The 22,644-nt window shown below is 64.5% G+C and carries 23 protein-coding genes and 1 tRNA gene; 15 read left to right on the forward strand and 9 right to left on the reverse strand.

What is annotated here, in order from left to right; all coding sequences use genetic code 11:
• Nucleotides 1-230: 230 nt before the first annotated feature.
• From V2I08_RS12535 to V2I08_RS12590, 12 genes are all read left to right on the forward strand, one after another.
• Nucleotides 231-1,448: an MBL fold metallo-hydrolase gene (locus V2I08_RS12535; RefSeq protein WP_349635411.1), complete on the forward strand. Its 1,218-nt coding sequence runs from the start codon at nt 231-233 to the stop codon at nt 1,446-1,448.
• A 51-nt stretch (nt 1,449-1,499) separates the two neighbouring features.
• Nucleotides 1,500-3,518 (forward strand): TonB-dependent receptor domain-containing protein, encoded by a 2,019-nt coding sequence (locus V2I08_RS12540; RefSeq protein ID WP_349635412.1) that lies wholly within the window; start codon nt 1,500-1,502, stop codon nt 3,516-3,518.
• 28 nt (nt 3,519-3,546) lie between these two features.
• Nucleotides 3,547-4,398: a D-amino-acid transaminase gene (locus tag V2I08_RS12545; protein ID WP_349635413.1), complete on the forward strand. Its 852-nt coding sequence runs from the start codon at nt 3,547-3,549 to the stop codon at nt 4,396-4,398.
• Nucleotides 4,399-4,600: 202 nt separating this feature from the next.
• Nucleotides 4,601-5,593, forward strand: a complete 993-nt coding sequence (locus tag V2I08_RS12550; protein WP_349635414.1) for a MarR family transcriptional regulator — start codon at nt 4,601-4,603, stop codon at nt 5,591-5,593.
• A 230-nt stretch (nt 5,594-5,823) separates the two neighbouring features.
• A complete protein-coding gene (locus V2I08_RS12555; RefSeq protein ID WP_349635415.1) occupies nt 5,824-6,588 on the forward strand; it encodes a hypothetical protein in 765 nt (254 codons plus the stop codon).
• Nucleotides 6,589-6,779: 191 nt separating this feature from the next.
• Nucleotides 6,780-6,855 (forward strand) — tRNA-Val (locus V2I08_RS12560).
• A gap of 137 nt (nt 6,856-6,992) precedes the next feature.
• A complete protein-coding gene (locus V2I08_RS12565; RefSeq protein WP_349635416.1) occupies nt 6,993-7,160 on the forward strand; it encodes a hypothetical protein in 168 nt (55 codons plus the stop codon).
• Between the two features lie 44 nt (nt 7,161-7,204).
• Entirely contained in the window at nt 7,205-7,432 is a 228-nt protein-coding gene (locus tag V2I08_RS12570; RefSeq protein WP_349635417.1) for a zinc-finger domain-containing protein, read from the forward strand.
• A gap of 44 nt (nt 7,433-7,476) precedes the next feature.
• Entirely contained in the window at nt 7,477-8,919 is a 1,443-nt protein-coding gene (tldD, locus tag V2I08_RS12575; RefSeq protein ID WP_349635418.1) for a metalloprotease TldD, read from the forward strand.
• Nucleotides 8,920-8,975: 56 nt separating this feature from the next.
• Nucleotides 8,976-9,551: a DUF924 family protein gene (locus V2I08_RS12580; protein ID WP_349635419.1), complete on the forward strand. Its 576-nt coding sequence runs from the start codon at nt 8,976-8,978 to the stop codon at nt 9,549-9,551.
• Nucleotides 9,552-9,709: 158 nt separating this feature from the next.
• On the forward strand, nt 9,710-10,048 hold the full coding sequence (locus V2I08_RS12585) for a P-II family nitrogen regulator (RefSeq protein WP_037476545.1): 339 nt from the start codon (nt 9,710-9,712) through the stop codon (nt 10,046-10,048).
• Nucleotides 10,049-10,061: 13 nt separating this feature from the next.
• Nucleotides 10,062-11,399: an ammonium transporter gene (locus V2I08_RS12590; protein ID WP_349635466.1), complete on the forward strand. Its 1,338-nt coding sequence runs from the start codon at nt 10,062-10,064 to the stop codon at nt 11,397-11,399.
• A gap of 114 nt (nt 11,400-11,513) precedes the next feature.
• Here V2I08_RS12590 and V2I08_RS12595 read toward each other — a convergent pair whose 3' ends face one another.
• The 4 genes from V2I08_RS12595 to crtY all read right to left on the reverse strand — a co-directional run bounded on the left by V2I08_RS12595 (nt 11,514) and on the right by crtY (nt 15,875).
• On the reverse strand, nt 11,514-12,470 hold the full coding sequence (locus tag V2I08_RS12595) for a phytoene/squalene synthase family protein (RefSeq protein WP_349635420.1): 957 nt from the start codon (nt 12,468-12,470) through the stop codon (nt 11,514-11,516).
• Between the two features lie 188 nt (nt 12,471-12,658).
• A complete protein-coding gene (locus V2I08_RS12600) occupies nt 12,659-13,240 on the reverse strand; it encodes a TIGR00730 family Rossman fold protein (RefSeq protein ID WP_349635421.1) in 582 nt (193 codons plus the stop codon).
• A gap of 5 nt (nt 13,241-13,245) precedes the next feature.
• Entirely contained in the window at nt 13,246-14,727 is a 1,482-nt protein-coding gene (locus tag V2I08_RS12605) for a phytoene desaturase (protein ID WP_349635422.1), read from the reverse strand.
• Nucleotides 14,727-15,875 (reverse strand): lycopene beta-cyclase CrtY, encoded by a 1,149-nt coding sequence (gene crtY / locus V2I08_RS12610; protein ID WP_349635423.1) that lies wholly within the window; start codon nt 15,873-15,875, stop codon nt 14,727-14,729. Before crtY ends, V2I08_RS12605 begins: the two co-directional genes overlap by 1 nt.
• 119 nt (nt 15,876-15,994) lie before the next feature.
• Between crtY and V2I08_RS12615 the strand changes: the two genes are divergently transcribed.
• On the forward strand, nt 15,995-16,267 hold the full coding sequence (locus V2I08_RS12615) for a metal/formaldehyde-sensitive transcriptional repressor (protein ID WP_310220989.1): 273 nt from the start codon (nt 15,995-15,997) through the stop codon (nt 16,265-16,267).
• Nucleotides 16,264-17,238, forward strand: a complete 975-nt coding sequence (gene dmeF / locus V2I08_RS12620; RefSeq protein ID WP_349635424.1) for a CDF family Co(II)/Ni(II) efflux transporter DmeF — start codon at nt 16,264-16,266, stop codon at nt 17,236-17,238. Before V2I08_RS12615 ends, dmeF begins: the two co-directional genes overlap by 4 nt.
• Before the next feature lie 102 nt (nt 17,239-17,340).
• Here dmeF and V2I08_RS12625 read toward each other — a convergent pair whose 3' ends face one another.
• The 4 genes from V2I08_RS12625 to V2I08_RS12640 all read right to left on the reverse strand — a co-directional run bounded on the left by V2I08_RS12625 (nt 17,341) and on the right by V2I08_RS12640 (nt 20,695).
• On the reverse strand, nt 17,341-17,949 hold the full coding sequence (locus V2I08_RS12625; RefSeq protein ID WP_349635425.1) for a hypothetical protein: 609 nt from the start codon (nt 17,947-17,949) through the stop codon (nt 17,341-17,343).
• A gap of 13 nt (nt 17,950-17,962) precedes the next feature.
• Entirely contained in the window at nt 17,963-18,394 is a 432-nt protein-coding gene (locus V2I08_RS12630; protein ID WP_349635426.1) for a TIGR01244 family sulfur transferase, read from the reverse strand.
• A 159-nt stretch (nt 18,395-18,553) separates the two neighbouring features.
• The gene (recQ, locus tag V2I08_RS12635) at nt 18,554-20,326 is read right to left on the reverse strand and encodes a DNA helicase RecQ (RefSeq protein WP_349635427.1); all 1,773 of its coding nucleotides are present in this window, start codon (nt 20,324-20,326) and stop codon (nt 18,554-18,556) included.
• Nucleotides 20,327-20,374: 48 nt separating this feature from the next.
• Entirely contained in the window at nt 20,375-20,695 is a 321-nt protein-coding gene (locus tag V2I08_RS12640; RefSeq protein ID WP_349635428.1) for a hypothetical protein, read from the reverse strand.
• 38 nt (nt 20,696-20,733) lie between these two features.
• On the opposite strand from V2I08_RS12640, the gene V2I08_RS12645 reads away from it, so the two are divergent.
• Entirely contained in the window at nt 20,734-21,858 is a 1,125-nt protein-coding gene (locus V2I08_RS12645) for a serine hydrolase (protein WP_349635429.1), read from the forward strand.
• Here the strand turns inward: V2I08_RS12645 and V2I08_RS12650 are convergent.
• Complete coding sequence (locus tag V2I08_RS12650) at nt 21,855-22,643, reverse strand: PhzF family phenazine biosynthesis protein (RefSeq protein WP_349635430.1); 789 nt, start codon at nt 22,641-22,643, stop codon at nt 21,855-21,857. The two genes, V2I08_RS12645 and V2I08_RS12650, sit on opposite strands and share 4 nt — an antisense overlap.
• Nucleotide 22,644: the final 1 nt, after the last annotated feature.

Here is a 22,644-nt window from a genome sequence, read left to right on the forward strand (position 1 = left end):
TCATATCGTCAGGCCCGCATCAACAGTGGCCTGCTTTTACTCCGCCCCGATGGCCTGGAATCTGACCGCCGTTGACACCCATCACATCGCGCGGACGGAATGCCCTAAGAGTTGCGGCGTTTTGTGCGCGATTGCGCCACCCAGATAGCCGAGACCAATCGGCTCCTTTCGCGCCACGTCACCCCCACACCCCTCTTGCTCCCCCGCTCCCGTCCGCTATGGCGCTCCGCATGGGTCGGCTTATCCGCATCGTCAGGGGCTTGGGGGTCGCGCTGTTGTTCGCGGTGGTGGCGCTGTGCCTGGCGATCACCATCGTTCCGCCCTTCCTCGACCGCATCTATTATGACGGGCCGGTCAGCCGCCATTATGATGGCACGCATTTCTTCAATCCCGATGGCGCGATCGACGTGCCTGCGCCGCCCGGCACCAGTCGGCAGGGGTTCATCCTGCGCTGGCTGCTGGGCGATGACGATCGACCGCAATGGCCGGTCGGAATTGCGGTCAAGCCCGCCAAGCCTGCGCCCTTCGCCGCGCCGCGCGGCATGGTGGCGACCTGGGTCGGGCATGCGAGCGTGCTGGTGCAGGCGGCGGGGCTGAACATATTGACCGATCCGATCTGGTCGGATCATGCCAGCCCCCTGCCCCCCTTTGGCCCCAAGCGGGTGGCCGAGCCGGGCATCCGCTTCGATGATCTGCCCAAGATCGACCTGATCGTCATCAGCCATAATCATTACGACCATCTCGACCTGCCGACGCTCAAGCGCCTATGGGAACGGGACAAGCCCAAGATCGTCACCAGCCTTGGCAATGACGCGCTGCTCCGCGCGCATGGCATTCCGGCGACTGCGCTCGATTGGGGCCAGTCGGTCAGCGGCGCGGCGCTCAACGGGCTGGCGCCGGGCGCGGTAATCCAGTGCGGCAATTACGAACATTGCCCCGATTATCGCGTCCATGTGACCCGCAACCATCATTGGAGCAGCCGCTGGGGCAGCGACCGCAACCGGGCGCTGTGGTCGAGCTTCGTCATCGCGACGCGGGCGGGCAATATCTTCTTTGCGGGCGACACGGGCGCGGGCGACATGGGCTGGCCGATCGAGGCGGCGCGGATCGGGCCGATCCGGCTGGCGCTGATCCCGATCGGCGCGTTCCGCTTCTGGAAGGGGCAGATGCAGTCGGACGCGCATGTCGGGCCGATCCAGGCGGTGGAGATGTTCAAGCGGCTGGGCGCGTCGACCGCCATCCCCATTCATTGGGGCACGTTCCGCCTGTCCTACGAACAATGGGATACGCCGCCGCGCATGCTGGAACTGGCGCTGCGGTGCCAGGGGATTGCGCGCAAGCGGTTCGCGCCGCTGCGCATCGGGCAATCGCTGCAGGTGCCCGGCATCAGTCCGGTCGAGCGGGTCACGCCCACTTGCGACGAACGGGCGATCCGCCGGCTGGAGTGAGGCGCGGCCTTTCCATTTGCAAAAGGCGGCCGAAATGGGGAGAGCGGGGGCATGAAATCTCTCCCCCTTCCCGCCATCCTGTTCTTCCTGCCGACCGTCGCGCTGGCGCAACCGGCGGCGGGTGATCCGGCTACCATCGTCGTGACCGGCGCGGGGCTGGACCTGCCGCCCGGCACGCCCGCCTATGGATCCGTGGTGATTGATCGCCAGCGCCTGCAGGACAGCGCATCGGGCCGGATCGAAAGCGTGTTGGGCGATGTCGCGGGCTTCCAGCAATTCCGTCGGTCCGACAGCCGGTCGGCTAATCCTTCGGCGCAGGGGGCGACGCTGCGCGCGCTGGGCGGCAATGCGTCGAGCCGGACGCTCGTGCTGCTCGACGGTGTGCCGATGGCGGACCCGTTTTTCGGTTATATCCCGTTCAGCGCGCTGGTGCCTGATCGCCTCTCGGTGGTGCGGGTGACGCGCGGCGGCGGCATCGGCGCGTTCGGCGCAGGCGCAGTGGCAGGGACGATCGAACTGGCGAGCGCGACGCGCGACCAGTTGCCTGGCTTTGCCGCCAGCGCCTTCTATGGCAGCCGCGATTCGACCGAGCTGTCCGCCAGCGTCACGCCAGACCTTGGCAGCGGCTATGTCTCGCTGTCGGGGCGGTGGGACCGGGGCGACGGGTTCCAGACCACGCCCAGGGACCAGCGTGTCGCCGCGACCGTGCCCGCCGCCTATGATGGCTGGTCCACCAACCTGCGCGCGGTCGCGCCGGTCTCCGCCACGTCGGAGGTGCAATTTCGCGCCACCCTGTTCGAGGATAAGCGGACGCTGCGCTTTGCCGGGGCCGACAATAGCAGCCAGGGGCAGGACGCCAGCATCCGCTATATCGATCGCGGCCGGTGGCAGGTCGATGCGCTCGCCTATGTGCAGGTGCGCAATTTCTCGAACATCGTCATCTCCTCCTCCACCTTCCGCCGGACGTTGGACCAGCGCAACACGCCCTCGACCGGGATCGGCGGCAAGATCGAGCTGCGCCCGCCGGTGGGGGACGCGCATGTGCTGCGCGTGGGCGTCGACAGCCGCTTTGCCAGCGGCGACATGTTCGAGGACGCCTATAATGCGAACAGCGCCAGCAATCCCGCGACTTTCCGTCGCCATGCCGGGGGCCAGCAATGGACGCGCGGGATTTTCGTGGAGGATGACTGGACGCCAGCCGGGCCGGACGGGCGGCTGGTGCTGACCGGCGGCGTGCGGGCCGACCGCTGGTCGATCAGCGACGGTTTCTACCGGCAGGTCAGCGCGACCAGCGGCGTCGGCACGTCGAGCGACTATGCCGATCGGTCGGACTGGGAAGTGTCGGGCCGGGCGGGTGCGCTCTATCGGGCGAGCGACGTGATCGCGCTGCGCGGCGCGGCCTATAGCGGCTTCCGCCTGCCGACGCTCAACGAACTCTATCGCCCCTTCGTGGTCTTTCCGATCACGACGCAGGCCAATGACGCGCTGACGCCGGAAAAGCTGAAAGGCGCGGAGGTCGGCATCGACCTGACCCCGGCACCGGGCATCAGCCTGTCGGCGACCGGCTTCATCAACCGGCTGGACGATGCGGTCGCCAATGTGACGCTGACCGCCACCACGCGCCAGCGCCGCAATATCGACCGGATCGTCGCCAAGGGGGTGGAATTGACGGCGGACGCGACGCTGGGCACCATGCGCCTGTCGGCCTCCTATGCCTATAGCCGCAGCCGCGTGCATGCGCCGGGCGAGGCGTTCGATGGCCTCACCCCGGCGCAAAGCCCGCGCCATGCCGCCAGCGCGACCATCGCCTACAGCCCGGCGCAGGGGCCGACGCTGTCGACCACGCTGCGCTATGTCGCGAAACAATATGAGGATGATCTGCAAAGCGACGTCCTGCCGCGTGCGATCACCGTCGATGCCATCGCGCGGCTGCCGCTGGCGGGCGGCGTGACGCTGGTGGCGCGGGGCGAAAATCTGCTGGACGAGACGGTCGTGACGCGCAATGCGGGCGGATCGATGGATCTGGGCACGCCACGCACTTTATGGATCGGCGTCAGCTTCGGCGGTTAGAAACGGATCAGAGCGGAGGACGGGCCTTATGGCGATCGCTTATCTGAACGGTGCCTTCTTGCCGCTGGACGAGGCGCGCATTTCGCCGCTCGATCGCGGCTTCCTCTTCGCCGATGGCGTCTATGAGGTCGCGGCGGTGATCGACGGGCGGCTGGTGGACAGCGCCAGCCATCTCGCGCGACTGGAGCGCTCAGCGGACGCGCTCGGCATCCGCCTGCCCGTGTCGCTGGCGCAGGTGGAGGCGGTGCAGAAGCAACTGATCGCGCGCAACGGCGTGAGCGAGGGGCTGGTCTATCTCCAACTCACGCGCGGGGCGGAGGCAGGCCGCGATTTTCTCGCCGCGCCCGATATCGAACCCACGCTTTTCCTGTTCGTTGCGGACAAGCCGGTGCTGGACGTGCCCGCCGCCCGCACCGGCATCAGCGTCGCCACCATGGCCGACCTGCGCTGGGCGCGGCGCGACATCAAGAGCGTCGGGCTGCTCGCCCAGGTCATGGCCAAACAGGCCGCGCGCGACGCAGGCGCGCAGGAGGCGTGGATGGTGGAAGATGGCTTCGTCACCGAAGGCGCATCCTCGACCGCCTTCATCGTCACTGACCAAGGCATCGTCACCCGCCCCTATAGCCAGGCGGTGCTGGCGGGTTGCACCGGCGCGGCACTGACCGCCTTGGCGCAGGAAAGCGGCATCGCGGTGGTGCATCGACCCTTCACCGTGGCGGAGGCCCTTGCCGCGCGGGAGGCGTTCATCGCCAGCGCCTCGACCCTGTGCCAATCAGTGGTGCGGATCGACGGACAGAGGATCGGCGACGGCACCCCCGGCCCGGTCGCGATGCGGCTGCGCGCGCTCTACATCGCCTTCGCGCGCGCCACCGCCGCCTGACAAATGACTCCATAATGGAGGGATAGGGCGGCACGCCCACCCGTCCCGCCAGATCGGCGCGAACATGGTGGAAAAACACCCGCCCAGGGCCGGTATCCCGCCCCTTTGCACCAGATTATCGTCACTATGGCGACAGATGCGGCTGCTTTGATCCGTTCTTGCTTTATTCCCAGGAACGAAGCTAGAACGGAGCGGGGCAACAATGGAAGATTTTTCCTACAACATGGGCAGGGCGGATCCTTTGCGGCGCGATCATCGGGCAGGCCTGCTCGTCATCGCTGACCGAATCGATGTGGCGGACCTGACGCCGGTGGCCGATGCCGCCGGGTTGCGGCTGCTGGGCGTCGCGCCGCTCGCCGATGCCTCGGCCCGGCTGGATGGCCAGTTGCAGTGCGATGTGCTGCTGCTTTTCTGTCCCGCAGCGACCCCCGCGCTGGAATCCCTCTTGGCGCAAGTGGAGGCGCAGGCGGTCGGGCAGGGCATGGCCGTCATCCTGGTCGCGGGATGGGAGACGATCGATCTGGCCTTTGCGGCCGCCCACGGATCGCACACCCAATTGCTGTGCGATCCCGACCATAGCGACCTGGCCGCGGCCCTGGTGACCGCAGGCGAAGAACGCCCTGCCCCCGGTCAGGTCCATGACCGGGATCAGGACAGTAGCCGGCTGGAACAGTTAAGCGCGGAGGTCAGCCGCCTCGCCCGCACGCTCGACGCGCTGACGCAGCGGTCCCACTTTGCCGCGCCCTCCTTCGACCCCGGCCCGCGCATTGCCGACCGGCCGAGCGACTATATCGGCATGCCCGCGCTCGCGCCGATCGGTGCCGCCGCGCCCAAAGCCTATGCCCAGACGCCAACACTCAGCGCGACGCAGGTGCGCGACCTCCTGCGCGCGCGCCGTATCCGTGCCGACTTCCTGCCCGGCGACCTGTTCGCCGACCCCGCCTGGGACATGCTGCTCGACCTGCTCGCCGCCCGGCTGGAACAGGAGCGCGTTTCCGTTTCCAGCCTGTGCATCGCCGCCGCCGTGCCGCCGACCACGGCGCTGCGCTGGATTCGCACCCTGACCGCCAAGGGTCTGGTGGAACGACAGGCCGACCCGCAGGATGGCCGCCGCATCTTCATCGCGCTGGCGCAGGACGCCGCCGACGCGATGATCCGCTGGTTCGGGGCCAGCCGCCGCCTGCTGGCGAGTTGACGATCACGACGTTTTCACAGGCCATCGCCTATTGAATTGCTTGCACTGGCTTTCACTAACTGATCCAATGGCAAGGCGAGCAGGGATCGTCATACAGACGTGTGCATGATAGAAATATATCCGTATGGGCGTTATATCACTATGTATAAATTTTCATTTTATAGACAAAACAATATTTCTATCACAATAGTTTAATTTAATTAAACTTATGATCTCACAGGGGAAAATCTATGCTTGAATTAGTAAGGAAACTTTTCCTATCCACGTGCGAACATGTCATGGAAGTATACCCATTCGGAGAAATTGACGTCGGGCAAATTCCAAGTGGCGGCACCCCCAAAGTTGTCGATGGAGCAGATTATCGCCGTGCCACAAATAAGGGGGCTGTCATCGCACTCGATTCTTCCGCCATATGTTTGCGCGGGTTAAACAAAACCGCAGCAGTAGGCTCCGAAAGTGTTATTTCTGTCGGAGCAAATAGCATATTAGAAAACTGCACTTTTACAATTAATGGTGATAATTCTGCAATTATAATTGGAGAAAACTGCCGCTTACGTGGCTTGATGATTAAAGTTAGTTTTTCAAATTCCGTAGTTGTGATCGGTTCTCATACGACATGGGAAGGTGGCGTGATATTTTCGGAGAGTGGTAATATTGTTGCCATTGGAAACGATTGCATGGCATCGAGTGGAGTTATGATACGAACGACTGATGGCCATGCCATCTTCGATGCAAAGACACGAAAGCCACTCAACATGGCTAAAGATGTATTTGTTGGACATCATGTCTGGCTTGGCAATAGTTCGCGCATTCACAAAGGAGCAAAAATAGGGTCCGGGACTGTTCTAGGACAGTCTTCGATTGCATCGGCTGCATTGAAGAGCAATGCAATTTATGCGGGCGCACCTGCTCGAAAAATTCGGGACGATATTGCTTGGTCCCGCAGCGCAAACTATGCTGATATTCCTGCTATGTACATACCCGACATGCCATAACTTGCGCCTTTCGTCACCACAGTAATACAGCACAATGGTCGCTGCCTGTAAGTAAGAGAATCCCCCATCGTTCCTGAGCCAGGACTATGTCGAGATGCTCGATACGCGCATGTTCTGGTTGCTGTCGTTTTGTTCGGCGCGCCCTGTTGACGAATGAAAAAACTCGCGTAGAAGCGCAAAATTCCCTGAGGGGGCGATTAGCTCAGTTGGTAGAGCGTCTCGTTTACACCGAGAATGTCGGCGGTTCGAGCCCGTCATCGCCCACCAGTTTTGCCGAACAGAAACCGTCCGGGGGACGGTTTCCGGCAAAACTCCCGAACAGTCATGCTGCGAGGTCGCCACCAATCCAAACCGCCTGCGTAACGTTCATCGCGCAGCAAGTATGGATGCGGCATCTATTTCCCATGCCCAATCCCATCTTCCTCGGCAGCACTCTCGCGCCTGCCCTGCTGATGCTGTCGCCGCTCGCGGTGATGGCGGCCAAGGATTGCACCGACTGGCAACCCGCCGTCAAGGCCCGGAAAGGCGACGCCTCGACCCCATGCAAGGCACCACCGCTACCTTTGATGTAGCGGCATATTGCGGCGCAGCGTCCGCACTGCTAATTCCCCCGATCATGATCCAGCCGCCAGAAATCCTCCGAGTCTCCAAAACCCGCGTTTCTTGTGACGGATCGGGCGACATTCCCGCCGCGCTCGGCCATCCGCGCGTCTTTCTGGAGATTGACGAACATGGCTATGTCGATTGCGGCTATTGCGACCGGCGCTTCGTGCTGATCGGCGGCGTGGCCGACACGGCGGACATTGGCGACAAGCCCGACATCGCATCCGGGGCAAGCCTCTAACTTTTCCGTTGGGCTTGGGTGATGCCGTCCCTATATCGGATGGCATGACCGATATTTCCGCGCACTTTACCGACGCCCGTGGCCTGCTCTATCGTCCGGGCCTGCTTGACCCCGATGGCGCCCGCCGCCTGACCGCCGATGCGCTCAAAAGCTGCGACGATGGCGAACTCTACCTGCAATATCGCGCCAGCGAGAGTTTCGGCTTCGATGACGGGCGGCTGAAGACCGCCGATTATTCGACCGATGCCGGTTTCGGCCTGCGCGGCGTGTCGGGCGAAATGACCGGCTTTGCTCATGCCAACGACATCAGCGAAGCGGCGATCCGCAAGGCGGCGCAGACGCTGACCCTGCTCGATCCCGCCGCCGCGCCGCCCGCCCCACCACCGCAGCGCACCAACCGCCATCTCTATACCGACGCCAATCCGCTGGAGATCGTCCCCTTCGCCGAAAAGGTGACGCTGTGCGCCGCGATCGACGCCGCCGCCCGCGCCCGCGATCCGCGCGTCGCGCAGGTGTCGGTCAATCTGGCAGGCAGCTGGTCGGTGGTCGAAATCGTCCGCGCCGACGGCTTTACCGCCACCGACATCCGCCCGCTCGTGCGCCTCAACGTCTCGGTGATCCTCGAAGACAATGGCCGCCGCGAAACCGGCAGCTTTGGCATTGGCGGACGCTATCTCTACGATCAGGTCATGGACCCGGTCGTGTGGAGCCGCGCGATCGACGAAGCGCTGGCCCAGGCGCGCGTCAATATGCGCTCGGTCGCTGCGCCTGCGGGCGAGATGACCGTGCTGCTCGGCCCCGGCTGGCCCGGCGTGCTGGTGCATGAAGCCATCGGTCATGGTCTGGAGGGCGATTTCAACCGCAAGGGCACCAGCGCCTTTTCCGGCCGCATTGGCGAGCGCGTCGCTGCGCCCGGCGTCACTGTCGTTGATGACGGCGCGATCGCCGACCGCCGCGGGTCGCTGTCGATCGACGATGAAGGCACGCCGACGCGCGAAAATATCCTGATCGAGGATGGCATCTTGCGCGGCTACATGCAGGACCGGCTCAATGCCCGGCTGATGGGGGTCGAACCCACCGGCAACGGCCGCCGCGAAAGCTATGCCCATGGCCCCATGCCGCGCATGACCAACACCTTCATCAAGGGCGGCAATGACGATCCCGAAGAGCTGCTGTCGCGCATGAAGACCGGCATCTTCGCCAAGAGCTTTGGCGGGGGGCAGGTCGACATCGTGTCGGGCAAGTTCGTCTTCTCCTGCACCGAGGCCTATAAGGTCGAGAATGGCAAGCTGGGCGACCCGATCAAGGGCGCGACGCTGATCGGCGATGGCCCCACGGCGCTGACCAAGGTGGTCGGCATCGGCAACGACTGGGCGCTGGACGAGGGTATCGGCATGTGCGGCAAGGGCGGGCAGAGCGTGCCCGCGGGCGTTGGCCAGCCGACATTGTTGATGCAGGGGCTGACGGTGGGCGGCACGGCGACCTGATCGCCGTAAGCGGTCTATGGTGGAACCGGATCGGCCGCTCGTCTGTATAGGTCGGTATGAACATGCTCACCGACAGCCATGATGCCGTGACCGCCGACTGGGCCGCGGCCCTGCTCGACTTCTGGTTCAACGAGGTCGGCGAGACCGGATGGTGGGATAAAGACCCCGCGTTGGACCAGCGCTGCATCGCCCGTTTCGGCGATCTGTGGCAGGAAAAGCAGGGCTTGCCACCCGAAGCCTTCCTTGATCGCGCCGATGAGGCCTTGGCCGCGATCCTGTTGTTCGACCAACTGCCCCGCAACATGTTCCGCGATACCGCCCAGGCCTTCGCCAGCGATGGATTGGCCCGCGATGTCGCGCGCGGCGCAATCGCCCATGGCTACGACATCCAGATCGGCGGGACCGGGCGGCTCCTCTTCTACATGCCCTTCATGCATAGCGAAGCGCTGGAAGATCAAGAGATGGCGCTCACCCTGTTTGAAGGCGCCGGCGATGACCATTGGCTCGGCTTTGCGCGTGATCACCACGCGGTCATCGCCCGTTTCGGCCGTTTCCCGCACCGCAACGCCGCCCTAGGCCGCACGACGCTGCCCGATGAAGAGGCAGCTATCGCGGAAGGCGGCCAATGGTAGGCTGATGCTGCCTGTTTTTTGAGCAGGCGCGCGCCGCTGCTCAATTTTTCGGCGCTGCTTCTCGTCGCGCCGCAGGCTAAGCCCGTATTAACGCGCCATTAGCAAATTGGCACGCCTCTTGCTGAGTAAGTCCCCGCACACCAGTAACAGGGGGCGACATGAAACTTGTCATGGCTATCATCAAGCCGTTCAAGCTCGACGATGTTCGCGAGGCACTATCCTCGCTCGGCATCGCAGGCATGACGGTCAGCGAAGTGAAGGGCTTTGGTCGCCAAAAGGGGCAGACCGAAATTTACCGCGGCGCGGAATATTCCACCAACATGGTTCCCAAGATCAAGGTCGAGGTCGTTTGCGACGACGACCTGGCACCGCGCGTCGTGGAAGCGACGCAGGCAGCGGCCAATTCGGGTGCCATCGGCGATGGCAAGATCTTCGTCCTCGATGTCGGTCAGGCCGTGCGCATCCGCACCGGCGAGACCGGCGAAACCGCGCTGTAAGAAGGGGGAAATGATGACCTTTTCCAAGAAACTTTGCGGGATGGCGGGGGCAGCGGGGCTGTCGCTCTTCGCCGCCCTGCCTGCCTGGGCGCAGGAAGCCGCCGAAGCGGCACCCGCCGCCGCCGTCCCCAATCCCGGCAACAACGCCTGGATGATGACCTCGACCGTCCTGGTTCTGCTCATGATCCTGCCCGGCCTAGCGCTGTTCTACGGCGGCCTGACCCGGTCGAAAAATATGCTGGCGACGATGACGCAGATCGGCGCGGCCGCCTGCCTCGCCATGCTCATCTGGGTCATGTACGGCTATGGTCTGGCCTTTGGCCCTGAAGGCAATGCCTTCATTTCATGGGGCAAATGGTTCCTGGCTGGTGTCACCACCGACAGCACGGCGGCCACCTTCTCCGACGAAGTCATCTCCGAATATGTGTTCATCAGCTTCCAGATGACCTTTGCCGCCATCACGGCTGCGCTGGTCCTGGGTTCTGTGGTCGAGCGCATGAAATTTTCGGCGGTCATGCTGTTCACCGCCATCTGGCTGACGATCGTCTACTTCCCGATCGCGCACATGGTTTGGGCGGGCGGCGGTCTGCTGTTCGAAATGGGCGCGCTGGACTTTGCCGGCGGCACCGTGGTTCACATCAACGCTGGCGTGTCCGCTCTGGTCGCCTGCCTCATCCTGGGCAAGCGTATCGGCTACCCCAAGGAGCCGATGGCACCGCACAGCATGACGATGACGATGATCGGCACCGGCATGCTCTGGGTTGGCTGGTTCGGCTTCAACGCGGGTTCCGAACTGGAAGCCGACGGCACGGCCGCGCTCGCCATGATCAACACCTTCGTCGCCACCGCGTCGGGTGCGTTGTTCTGGATGCTCGCTGAAAAGGCGAATGGCCACAAAGCGTCGGCTCTCGGCTTCTGCTCCGGCGTGATCGCCGGTCTGGTCGCCGTCACCCCGGCTGCGGGCAATTCCGGCCCCTTCGGTGCCATCGTGCTTGGTGCCCTCGCTTCGATCATCTGCTTCTACTTCGTGTCGGTCATCAAGCCGAAGCTCGGCTATGACGACAGCCTGGACGCCTTCGGCATCCATGGTGTGGGCGGCATCGTCGGCGCCATCGGCACCGGCATCGTCTACCAGCCCTTCCTGGGTGGCCCCGGCGACGGTTCGACCGCCATGGGTGCCCAGGTGATGACGCAGATCATCGCTGTGCTGGTCTCCATTGTGTGGGCCACAGTCGGCACCGCCATCGCCATCTTCATTGCCAAGGCCGTCACTGGTCTGCGGGTCAGCGAAGAAGTTGAGCAGCAGGGTCTCGACCTCGGCGAGCACGGCGAGCGCGCCTACAATATGTAAGTTTGGCAGGGCGGGCCGCCCGACCGGGACATGGCCCGCCCGCCCCACCTTGTTCCTCCTGCGAACAGCCCTGGGGCCGGTGCGAAAGCATCGGCCCTTTTTTTCGGGCTGCAATCAGGCGGTCGGGCGCGTCCATAAATGCGCGGGCCGGGGCGCATCGGCAGGCCAACGCCTGGCGCGACCGATCACCTGCATGCCCGCCCGCGCAAGCCAGCCCAATTTCGCCGCCTTGGTCGTGATTACGCGCCCGTCCCAGGCCTGTTCGCCCCGGCGCGCGACTTCGCGGGCGATGTCGCCATAGATGCCCGCCGCCGCCAGCACCGCCCAGGCCGCTCGTGGCGGCAGCGCGCCAGTGCCATGACGCGCGCTGTCCTCATAGGCCGCCGCCATGTCCGCCATGCGCCGCGCCAATATGGCCAGGCGGGGCCGGACCCAGGGCTTCATATGTTCGCCGGGCGGCATATCCATTTCGGCCAGCCACTCCTGCGGCAGGTAGCAGCGGTCGGCGGCCTCATCCTCGCTGATGTCGCGGGCGATATTGGCGAGCTGGAACGCAAGGCCCAGGTCGCAGGCCCGGTCGAGCGTCGCCTGATCATCGGGATCGACCCCCATTAGCACGGCCATCATGCAGCCAACCGCGCCCGCGACATGATAGCAATAGCGCAGCATATCGTCCTGGCTGCGCGGCCGCCATTCGCGCGCATCGAGCGCAAAGCCCTCGATCAGATCATGGGCATAGCGGGCGGGAATGGCGCATTCGCGCATCACCACGCCAAAGCCGTCAAAGGCCGGATCGCCAGTCGGTTCGCCGCGCAGCGCGCTATCGGTCATCACCCGGATGGTCGACAGCCGCGCCTGCCCGTCCACAACGCCCTGCAATGTCCCGCCATGGTCCTGCCCATCGGCGATATCGTCGCATTTGCGGCACCAGGCATAGAGCAGCCAGGCGCGCTCGCGGGTTTGCGGATCGAACAGGGTCGATGCCATGGCAAAGGATTTGGAGCCGCGCGCAATGCTCTGTCTGGCATGGGCGACGAGCGCGGGGCGGTCGAATATGGGCAGGTCGGTCATGTCATCGCCATGCCCTGCCCGCCTGCCCAAGTCATCCCCTATCCCTAAGCTTGCGCTACAGTATGATGACCTGAGGTTCATTCTCGTCGTCATTGCGAGCGGGGCGAAGCAATCCATTAAGATGCCTATGGATTGCTTCGCTGCGCTCGCAATGACGATTCAACTTCAAGTCATTCGGCCCTAAAGGATCAGAGCCGACCCGCCTTCATCGCGAAGATGGTCTCGTGCGGCTGATAGGCGGCCAGCGCATCCAGCAATTCGTCGATCCCCTCGGCATGGATCAAAATCCCAGCATGTTGCGGCCGGATGAAGCCCGCTGCCACCATCTCCCGGTTGAAGCCGATCAACTGGTCATAAAAGCCTGCGACATTGAGCAACCCGACCGGCTTTTGATGATAGCCAAGCTGTGCCCAACTGATCGCCTCCCACAATTCGTCCATCGTGCCGACCCCGCCGGGCAGCGTGATGAAGCCGTCCGACAGGTCGGTGAAGAGCTGCTTGCGCTGGTGCATCGTCTGGACGACGTGCAACTCCGTGCAGCCGCGATGGGCGACTTCCGCGCCGACCAGGGCTTCGGGGATCACCCCGATCACCTCGCCGCCCGCCTCCAGCGCCGCATCGGCGACCGCGCCCATCAGGCCCAGCCGCCCGCCGCCATAGACGACGCCGATGCCCCGCTCCGCCAGCGTTCGGCCCACCATGCGCGCCGCGTCGATATAGGTCAGGTCGGCCGGCGTCGCCGAACCGCAATAGACCGCCAGTTTCTTCATCGTCTCTAACCCAGATCTTCCAGCATCAGCGCGGCGGTTGCCTTGGCGCTGCCCACCACGCCGGGGATGCCCGCGCCGGGATGGGTGCCGGCCCCTACCAGATAGAGATTGGGAATGACATCGTCGCGATTATGCGCCCGGAACCAGGCGCTCTGCGTCAGCAACGGCTCCAGGCTGAAGGCGCTGCCCAGATGCGCGTTGAGGTCACGGCCGAAATCGGTCGGCGCATAATGGAATTGCGTGACGATGCGCGAGCGGATGTCGGGGATCAACCGATGCTGGATCTCGTCCAAGATGCGCTCGGCATAGGCTGGCGCAAACTGGTCCCAGTCGATCGGCAGCTTGCCCATATGCGGCACCGGGGCGAGCGCATAGAAGGTCGAATGGCCTTCGGGCGCCATCGACGGATCGGTGACGGTCGGGTGGTGCAGATAGAGCGAGAAATCCTCCGGCAGCACGCCATGATCGTAAATGTCGGTGAGCAATCCTTCATAGCGTGGCCCGAACAGGATCATATGATGCGGGATGCCGGGCCAACTGCCCTTGATGCCGAAATGCAGCACGAACAGGCTGGGCGACCAGCGCTTGCTGGCAAGCTTCTGCCCCTGCTTTTCCCCACGCGGATGATGGCCCAGCAGGTCGCGATAGCTGTGCATCAGGTCGGCATTGCTGGCAACGGCATCCGCCTCCCCGCGCCAGCCCGACGCGGTGTGGACGGCGGTGACCTTGTCGCCATAGGTTTCGATGCGCGTGACCTTGTCGCCCAGCCGCAACGTGCCGCCCAGCCGCTCGAAATGAGTCGCCATCCCCTCGACCAGCTTGTTGGTGCCGCCCTTGGCGAACCAGACGCCACCATCCTTTTCCAGCTTGTGGATCAGGGCATAGATGGCACTGGTCTTCATCGGATTGCCGCCGACCAGCAGCGTGTGGAAGGACAGCGCCTCGCGCAGCTTCTCATTCTTCACATAGGAAGACACGACCGAATAGACCGACCGCCACGCCTGATAGCGAGCCAGCGCCGGAGCGGCCTTGATCATCGAGGCGAAGTCGAGGAACGCGACCGATCCGAGCTTGCGATAGCCTTCTTCGAACACGCCCGCGGCATAATCGAGGAAGCGCTCATAGCCCGCGACATCGCCCGGATCGAGCTTGGCGATCTCGGCGCGCAGCGACACTTCGTCATTGCTATAGTCGAAATTGGTGCCGTCGCGCCAGTTGAGCCGATAGAAGGGGCTGACTGGCATCAACGTCACGTCCTGCGCCATGTCATGGCCGGACAGGCGCCACAACTCGTTCAGGCAATCGGGGTCGGTGATGACCGTCGGCCCGGCGTCGAAGGTGAAGCCATCCTTCTGCCACATATAGGCCCGGCCGCCGGGGCGATCGCGCGCCTCGACCAGCGTGGTGTCGATACCTGCGGATTGCAGGCGGATGGCCAGCGCCAGGCCGCCAAAGCCCGCGCCGATGATTATCGCTTTCCTGGTCATCAGGCGGGCGGATTCAGCAATGTTCGCATGGCATCCCTTATGGGCACGGGGGGGCGTCCGCACAAGATGCGGACACGGTCAGTAATGGTGGAACGTCCGGCGTAGAAACGCTGGATGAGAGGCGCGCGCAGGCCATAGAAGCGCGCGAAGATACGCCAGCGCTGATCGGGCACTGCCGCACCGAACAGCATCTTGCCAAGCAGTCGATAATAGCCGCCGCTGCGCCAATGTGCCGCCGCATGGGCGCGCGTGACGGTCGCCAACTGGTCAAGCGGCTGATCGACCAGCCAGGTCGCGAAACGCACCGCGTCGGGCAGCGAATAGCCGGTCATCGGCTGAAACAGCCCGGCCCGCACACCCGCGCGCGCGACCGGATCATCCTTGGGCCAGTAGCGATCGAAATCGCCGCCATGAACCACGGGCAACACCCCTTGTTCGCGGTGGATCAGCGTGCCGGTCCAGCCCTTGTCACTGGCATAGGCGGCGATGCGTGCGTCGATGGCGGGCACGTCCAGGTCGGGCGTGTCGCTATAATAAGTATCCTCGACGAAGATGGTGTGGTCGTCCCAGGGCAGCAGATAGACGAAGCGATAGCCGTCCATCTGCTCGACCGTCGCATCCATGATCACCGGCCGGTCAATGCCATGCGGCGCATCGAGCCGCAGCGCATGGCCGACGAATTTCTGCCAGCCACAGCGCAGCGGCGACAGGTCGGCCGCGCCGCGCGCATCGATCACAGCCCCCGCGTCGATCTCCCGTTCGTCGGTCAGGCGGACGATGGTCGGCGTGACGGCGGCGACGCTCGCGCCGGTCATCGTCACATCGCCCAGCGTCGCGCGGACGTGGGCGTCGAGCCGGGGCGAGGCGATGCTGTTATAGGGCGTATCAAGACGGCGATGATGGCCGGGAAAGCGGACCTCATGCCCCCGTTCCCAGCGATGGGTAACAAGCGGATCAATGAGCCAGCGGTCCTGCGCGGCCACGTCGCCATCGAAAAAGGACCAGATATGATTGCCGCCAATCTCTGCGCCGCTTTCGATCAACCGAATGCGGACATCGGGCCGCTTTGCCGCGAAGGCAAGCGCGATCAGGCTGCCGGACAGGCCGCCGCCAAGGATCGCCAGATCGCAGTCCAACCGGTTCGTCATCGCTTCCTGTTAGGCGAGGGGGGCTGGCAAAGCCATGGCCGAAGTGGAGGCAAGCTATGGTTTTTGGGGCAGGTGATGGGCCTTGTCGCGACCGCGCCTATAGTATAGGGGGCTACCCTATGCATATCGTAGCGGATCGAGACAAATTACTGGCGCGGGTGCGCCGGATCGCGGGGCAGGTCGCTGCCGTCGAGCGTCAATTGACGGGCGACGCGGGCTGCTCGGAAACATTGCAACTGGTCGCCTCCGTGCGCGGCGCGGTCGGCAGCCTGATGGAGGAACTGATCGAGCAGCATATGCGCGAACATGTCGCCTGCCCCGGCCTGTCCGACGAAGCGCGCGCGGCGGCCGCCGAAGAAATGCTGGCGTTGATCCGCCGCTACGGGAAATGACGATGCACGACGATCACTCTCACGGCACCGGGCACGGCCACGCCCATCACGACCACGCGCCATCGCCTGCCAGCAAGGATGGCGAGGACAGCCATTATTTCGACCATATCTATCTGTCCGACGGACATGATAAAAATGCCAAACGGACGCTGTGGGTCGTCTGGCTGACTGCCGCGACGATGGTGGTGGAGATCGTCGCGGGCTGGATGACCGGCTCTATGGCGCTGCTGGCCGATGGTTTTCACATGGCGACCCATGCCGGCGCGCTCGCCGTGGCGGCGGCGGCCTATGGCTATGCGCGGCGGCATGCGCGCAACCCGCGCTTCACCTTCGGCACGGGCAAGGTCGGCGACCTGTCGGGCTTCGCCTCCGCACTGCTGCTCGGCGTCATGGCGCTGTTCATCGCGATCGAATCGGGGATGCGCTTCCTGGAGCCGGTACAGGTCGCGTTCGGCGAAGCGACGCTGGTGGCGATCGTCGGCCTCATCATCAACATCATCAGCGCGTTTTTGCTGGGGCATGACCATAGCCATGATCACGGACATGGCGACGACCATCAGCACGGCCATGCCGACAACAACCTGCGCGCCGCCTATGTCCATGTGCTGACCGACGCGCTGACATCGGTGCTGGCGATCGCCGCGCTGCTCGCCGGGCGCTATCTCGGCTGGTGGTGGCTCGACCCGGCGGTCGGCATATTGGGGTCGATCGTCATCGCGCGCTGGGCCTGGGGCCTGATGAAGGACACCGCCGCCATCCTGCTCGACACCGCCGAACCAGCGCTGACGGCCAAGGTCCGCGCGCTGGCGGAAGCCGAAGGCGCCACCATCCGCGACCTCCACGTCTGGCGCATCGGCCCCCACGCCCACGCCGTCATCCTCAGCCTCGCCCCCGGCGCGAACGGCCCGGCCGTCCGCGCACGCCTCAACGCGCTCCCCCGCATGGCGCATGTAACGGTGGAGTGCGGGTAGGCCTCGCCGCCCCTTCTCCCCAGCGGGGAGAAGGATAGGAGCCTTGGTGCCAAAGGCACCTAGGCGCAGTTGGAAGAGGGGGCTCGACGCTGATGTAGCGCGCTATTGGGGATCAAAACTGATGGTCGAGAGGATCGACTGAATTTCCGCCCGCGTGCCATTGGCTTCGTCCTGCCGCGTCCCTGCACCGATCATGAAAAAATAGCTGCCCTTTGGAATGATCCACAGTTCGGATGTCGTGGGCAGAGATACATCGGCGGTTTTGAGCGTATAAGTAAAACGCGCATAGCTGCCTGCCTGTCCCGCAATCACTGTTTCCATCGGGGCCTGCTCTATCGTCATGTCCGGAAACACTCGGAGCATGGCAGGCAGCACAACCTGCAATATGTCACTCGCGGATCGACCCGCCAAAGCGCCGAGCGGACGAATGTTGATTTTGAAACTGGGATTGAGGTCAGGATAGGGTTCAACATATTTGCTGAACGCGATTACGGGGGCGTTGCCATATCGGGCAGCCGCCTCCTGAAATTCCTTATCATCAGGCCCCACTCGACGCAGATTGTCGAGATTGGCCTCGGCGCTCAGATGATGCCAGCCCTCCGGTTTGACGACTTCGATCCCGATTGTCCGATTGGTGATCTTTTCTACGGTCTGCCCCTGGGCAGCTTGACCCAGACCCAGCAAAAGTAAAGCAAACAAAAAGCGTTTCACAATCCAGCCCCTCTCACTGCCCCTTCACCGCATCCATGATCTGCCGCACCGGCGCGATGTCATAGCCGGCCGCCGCTGCCTGCGCCGCCAGCACGTCGCCATCGTCACCGGCGCGCGCGCGGGTCAGTGCCCAGAGCAAGGTGCTGCGCGTGCCCGACCGGCAATAAGCGAGCATCTTGCCGCCTGCCTCCGTCTGTTCCAACGCGCTCGCCATCCCGTCCAATTGCCATGGTGCAAAACCGCCATGCGCCACCGGCACCGCGACATAGGCGATGCCCGCCGCCTTGGCCGCAGCTTCGATCTCCGCGCCATTGACCTGTCCCGGCTCCTCGTCGTCGGGGCGGTTGTTGACGATGATCGTCACGCCCTGCGCCTTGGCGTCGGCCACCTGATCCAGCGTGATCTGCGGCGAAACAAGGATGCGGTCGGTCAATTTGCGGAACATGGGGCTTCTCCTTTGGCACAGGCCATGCTCCGCCGCAAAAAGGGATTCAAGGATAAACCCTCAAACCGTTCAGGCTGAGCTTGTCGAAGCCCTGTCCTTACTTGCAAAGAAGTACGGCCCTTCGACAAGCTCAGGGCGAACGGAAGGGAGATATGGATTCTACAGAAACGGCCGAATCGCCGCCAGAAAGGCATCGCCCCAGGCATCCAGCTTCTTCTGCCCCACGCCGCTGATCGTGCCCAGATCGCGGATCGAGGACGGCCGCTGTTCGGCCATTTCACGCAGCGTCGAATCATGGAAGATCACATAGGGCGGCACGCCCGCCTCCTGCGCCAGTTCGCGGCGGCAGGCGCGCAGCGCGTCGAACAGCGGATCGCCGACCGGGTTCGCATCGGCCCCGTTGCGGGCATTGCGGGACCGCCGCTCGCGTTTGGGCGGCACCAGGATGCGGACTTCTTCCTCCCCGCGCAGGATGGGCCGCGCATTGGGACCAAGCATCAGCCCGCCATGCTCGGTGGTCTCCAGCGCGTCGCGCACCAGCAGCGCGCGCGACACGGGACGCAGCAGCACGACCTCGTCCCCCGACACGATGCCATGGACCGAAATCTTGTCATGGCCGCGCTCGCGCACCTTGTCGTTGGGCGCGCCGGTCAGCACCGCCTCGATATGGCCGGACCCGAAACTCTGGCCGGTGCGATAGACGGCGGACAGATATTTGCGCGCCGTCTCGGTCGCGTCGATGCTGGCGGGCGGCGAGAGGCAATTGTCGCAATTGCCGCAGGTGGCGGGCGGATTTTCGCCGAAATGGCGCAGCAATATGGCGCGGCGGCAGGTCGCCGTCTCGACCAGCGCGCCCAGCGCCGCGATCCGCGTGCGCTCGCCCTGCTGGCGGCTCTGCTCCAATTCCGTGATCCGCTGCCGGGCGCGGGCGAAATCCTCCGCCCCCCAGAACAGATGCGCGACCGCCGGTTCGCCGTCGCGGCCCGCGCGGCCCGATTCCTGATAATAGCCCTCGATCGACTTGGGCAGGCCCGCATGCGCGACGAAGCGCACGTCGGGCTTGTCGATCCCCATGCCGAACGCAACGGTGGCGACCATCACCATATCCTCGCTGGCGATGAAGGCGGACTGGTTGGCGGCGCGCACCTTGGGGTCGAGCCCGGCATGGTAGGCGCGCACGGCGCGACCACCCCGCCCCAGCGTTTCAGCGAGCTTCTCGGTCGCGGCGCGGGTCTGGGCATAGACGATGCCGGGACCGGGATTGGCAGCGACCAGATCGGCCAGTTGCCGCGTGAGGCCATCGCGCGGATGGACCGCATAGCGGATATTGGGCCGGTCGAAGCCCGATATGATGAGGCCATCGTCGGGAATGCCGAGCTGAACCAATATATCCTTGCGCGTATGCGCGTCGGCGGTGGCGGTCAGCGCCAGCCGGGGGACATCGGGAAATTCGTCGAGCAGCGGGCGCAGCAGGCGATAGTCGGGGCGGAAATCATGCCCCCATTCGGACACGCAATGGGCTTCGTCGATCGCGAACAGCGCGACCCTGGCCGATCGCAGCAGGTTGCGAAACCCCTCCTGGCTGGCACGTTCCGGCGCGACATAGAGCAGGTCGAGATCGCCATTGCGCAACCGGTCCTGCGTCTCGCGCCAGTCGGCATCGACGCTGGTCAGGCTGGCGGCGCGAATGCCGACCGCGGTGGCGGCACGCAGCTGGTCATGCATCAGCGCGATCAGTGGCGAGACGACGACGCAGCAGCCGTCGAGCGCGACCGAGGGCAATTGATAGCAAAGCGACTTGCCCGCGCCGGTCGGCATGATCGCCAGCGTCGGCTGGCCCACCATGACGCGCGCGACCACCTGTTCCTGCACCCCGCGAAAGCGGGTGAAGCCGAATATGTCGTGAAGAAGCGTGGGAATGTCGGGCCGCATGACGCGGCCTTAGCGGGGGAAAGCGCGGGGGGCCAGCCTTGCCGCCGCTTAAGGGACGGGATCGAGCAGGCAGCCCCAGCCGGGGCGATAGCGGGCGGTGCGCGTGGCAACCAAGGGCACACGCGCTTCGACCGCCTTGTCTTCGGGCCGGTCCGTCAAGGTAACGAGCGCCATGCCCGGTTCCTTGTCGTCCTCGCAACTGCCCATCGCCCGTCCTTCGACATAGCGGCACGAACAGGCGAGGCGCGCGCCATAGGCGGTGCCCAGTTCTGCCTGACCGCGCACACCGCTCCAATGCCAGCCAAGCACGGCCAGCAGCGACAGGATAAGCACAAGGGCAAGATAAATGATCGTCCGGCGGCCCGGCATATTCCCGACTCGGTTGGGGATGGCTAAGGGCGCGGCTTATGAAGATCGAATGGAACAGCGTAAAGCGGCTTGGCCTTGGCGCCGCCCTGGTGGCCCTTGTCGGCGCGGGCGGGCTGTGGAGCGTGCGCGCGGCCGACCCGCAGCCGCTCTACCAGGTGGCGCGCGACGCGGTAGTGGGTGAGGCGGCGCTGCGGGCGGCGATCGACCCCTTGTTCGAGGACGCCGCGATGGGCGACACCCGCGCGCTGCTGGTGATGCGCGATGGTGAAATCGTCGCGGAACGCTATGCGCAGGGTTTCGGGCCGGACACGAAATTGCTGTCCTGGTCGATCGCCAAGAGCGTGACGGCCGTTCTGGTCGGGCTGATGGTGGCGGACGGACGGCTGGCGATCGACGCGCCGGTGCCGGTGGCAGCATGGAGCCAGCCGGGCGACCCGCGCGGCAAGATCACGCTGCGCCAATTGCTCCAGATGACCAGCGGCCTCGATCATGTCGAGGATGGCGAACCGATCCAGAGCGGTGACACGGTGCGGATGCTCTTCACCAACGGCGCGCAGGACATGCGCGCCTATGCCGAGGCCAAGCCGCTGGGGCAGGCACCGGGCGCGCACTTCGCTTATTCGACCGGCAACAGCATCATCCTGTCCGACCTGATGACGCGGATGCTGACCAACAGCAGCGATCCCGACGTGCGGCGGCGGGCGATGGCGATGTTCATCGACGGCCGGTTGAAGGCACCCGGCAAATTGCCCAGCCTGACGCCCGAATATGACGCGGCGGGCACGATGATCGGCGGCAGCATGATGCACATGACCGCGCGCGATTATGGCCGCTTTGGCGAATTGCTGCGGCGGCAGGGGCGCGGCCCCAGCGGGCATCAGATATTGCCGGAAAAATGGGTCGACTTCATGCGCACGCCATCGAAACGCAACCCGGCCTATGGCGCGCATCTCTGGCTCAACCGCGAAGGCAGCGAAAGCGCGCTGATGCCGGGCTTCGCCCCCGCCAGCCTGTTCGGCTGCGTCGGGCATAATGGCCAATATATTCTCGTGTCGCCCAGTCAGCGGCTGACCGTGGTGCGGATCGGCATGTCACCGCACAAGGAACAACGGGTCGCAGTGAAAGCGGCGCTGGCGCGCGTGATCGGCCTGTTTCCGGGCTAGAGGTGGAAGCGGCCCTCGATCACGGTGCGGCACTGGCCGGTCAGGATCACCCGGTCGCCATCCAAGGTGCAGCCAAGCCGACCGCCACGGGCCGACGCCTGAAACGCGCCGAGCGTCGTCTTGCCCAGGCGCTTGGCCCAGAAGGGGGTGAGCAGGCCATGGGCGGACCCCGTGACGGGATCTTCATCCACGCCGCCGCCCGGCACGAAGACGCGGCTGACGATGTCGCTATCCTCACCCGGCGCGGTGGCGATGAGCATCACGTCGCCCTGCGCCTTCAAGGCCGCATAGTCCGGCGCGAGCGCGCGCACGGCAGCGGCATCGGGGAAGAGGAACAGGCTGTAACCACCATCGCGCCAATGCGACTCGACTGGAGTGCCCCCCAGCCCTGCCGCCAGTTCCGGCAAAGCACGCGGCGCCATATCCCAGGCTGGAAGCGACAGCACATAGTCATCGCCTGCGCGCGATACGGTCAATATGCCTGCATGCCGCGTACGAAAGCGAACCACATCCCCCTGCCCCATCAGTACATGGCCGCTGGCCAGGGTCGCATGACCGCACAATTTCACTTCGACGGTGGGCGTGAACCAGCGCAGCGCATGGTCCGCCTCCGGGTCATCGGGCGTTGCCAGCGTGAAGGCGGTCTCGGACAGATTATTCTCTGCCGCAATGGCCTGCAGCGTGGCGTCGTCGAGCCAGGCATCAAGCGGCATCACGGCGGCCGGATTGCCGGTGAAGGGGGCATCGGCAAAAGCATCGACCTGGGTGAAGGGCAGGCTGGTCATG

It is taken from the genome of Sphingobium sp. MK2, assembly GCF_040170545.1.
Taxonomy (GTDB): Bacteria; Pseudomonadota; Alphaproteobacteria; order Sphingomonadales; family Sphingomonadaceae; genus Sphingobium.

Bases quoted from the DNA above. Each gene is read 5' to 3' on its own strand.
- V2I08_RS12535 (WP_349635411.1), top strand. From the start codon at position 231: ATGGGTCGGCTTATCCGCATCGTCAGGGGCTTGGGGGTCGCGCTGTTG.
- V2I08_RS12540 (WP_349635412.1), top strand. From the start codon at position 1,500: ATGAAATCTCTCCCCCTTCCCGCCATCCTGTTCTTCCTGCCGACCGTC.
- V2I08_RS12545 (WP_349635413.1), top strand. From the start codon at position 3,547: ATGGCGATCGCTTATCTGAACGGTGCCTTCTTGCCGCTGGACGAGGCG.
- V2I08_RS12550 (WP_349635414.1), top strand. From the start codon at position 4,601: ATGGAAGATTTTTCCTACAACATGGGCAGGGCGGATCCTTTGCGGCGC.
- V2I08_RS12555 (WP_349635415.1), top strand. From the start codon at position 5,824: ATGCTTGAATTAGTAAGGAAACTTTTCCTATCCACGTGCGAACATGTC.
- V2I08_RS12565 (WP_349635416.1), top strand. From the start codon at position 6,993: ATGCCCAATCCCATCTTCCTCGGCAGCACTCTCGCGCCTGCCCTGCTG.
- V2I08_RS12570 (WP_349635417.1), top strand. From the start codon at position 7,205: ATGATCCAGCCGCCAGAAATCCTCCGAGTCTCCAAAACCCGCGTTTCT.
- tldD (WP_349635418.1), top strand. From the start codon at position 7,477: ATGACCGATATTTCCGCGCACTTTACCGACGCCCGTGGCCTGCTCTAT.
- V2I08_RS12580 (WP_349635419.1), top strand. From the start codon at position 8,976: ATGAACATGCTCACCGACAGCCATGATGCCGTGACCGCCGACTGGGCC.
- V2I08_RS12585 (WP_037476545.1), top strand. From the start codon at position 9,710: ATGAAACTTGTCATGGCTATCATCAAGCCGTTCAAGCTCGACGATGTT.
- V2I08_RS12590 (WP_349635466.1), top strand. From the start codon at position 10,062: ATGACCTTTTCCAAGAAACTTTGCGGGATGGCGGGGGCAGCGGGGCTG.
- V2I08_RS12595 (WP_349635420.1), bottom strand. From the start codon at position 12,470: ATGACCGACCTGCCCATATTCGACCGCCCCGCGCTCGTCGCCCATGCC.
- V2I08_RS12600 (WP_349635421.1), bottom strand. From the start codon at position 13,240: ATGAAGAAACTGGCGGTCTATTGCGGTTCGGCGACGCCGGCCGACCTG.
- V2I08_RS12605 (WP_349635422.1), bottom strand. From the start codon at position 14,727: ATGACCAGGAAAGCGATAATCATCGGCGCGGGCTTTGGCGGCCTGGCG.
- crtY (WP_349635423.1), bottom strand. From the start codon at position 15,875: ATGACGAACCGGTTGGACTGCGATCTGGCGATCCTTGGCGGCGGCCTG.
- V2I08_RS12615 (WP_310220989.1), top strand. From the start codon at position 15,995: ATGCATATCGTAGCGGATCGAGACAAATTACTGGCGCGGGTGCGCCGG.
- dmeF (WP_349635424.1), top strand. From the start codon at position 16,264: ATGACGATGCACGACGATCACTCTCACGGCACCGGGCACGGCCACGCC.
- V2I08_RS12630 (WP_349635426.1), bottom strand. From the start codon at position 18,394: ATGTTCCGCAAATTGACCGACCGCATCCTTGTTTCGCCGCAGATCACG.
- recQ (WP_349635427.1), bottom strand. From the start codon at position 20,326: ATGCGGCCCGACATTCCCACGCTTCTTCACGACATATTCGGCTTCACC.
- V2I08_RS12640 (WP_349635428.1), bottom strand. From the start codon at position 20,695: ATGCCGGGCCGCCGGACGATCATTTATCTTGCCCTTGTGCTTATCCTG.
- V2I08_RS12645 (WP_349635429.1), top strand. From the start codon at position 20,734: ATGAAGATCGAATGGAACAGCGTAAAGCGGCTTGGCCTTGGCGCCGCC.
- V2I08_RS12650 (WP_349635430.1), bottom strand. From the start codon at position 22,643: ATGACCAGCCTGCCCTTCACCCAGGTCGATGCTTTTGCCGATGCCCCC.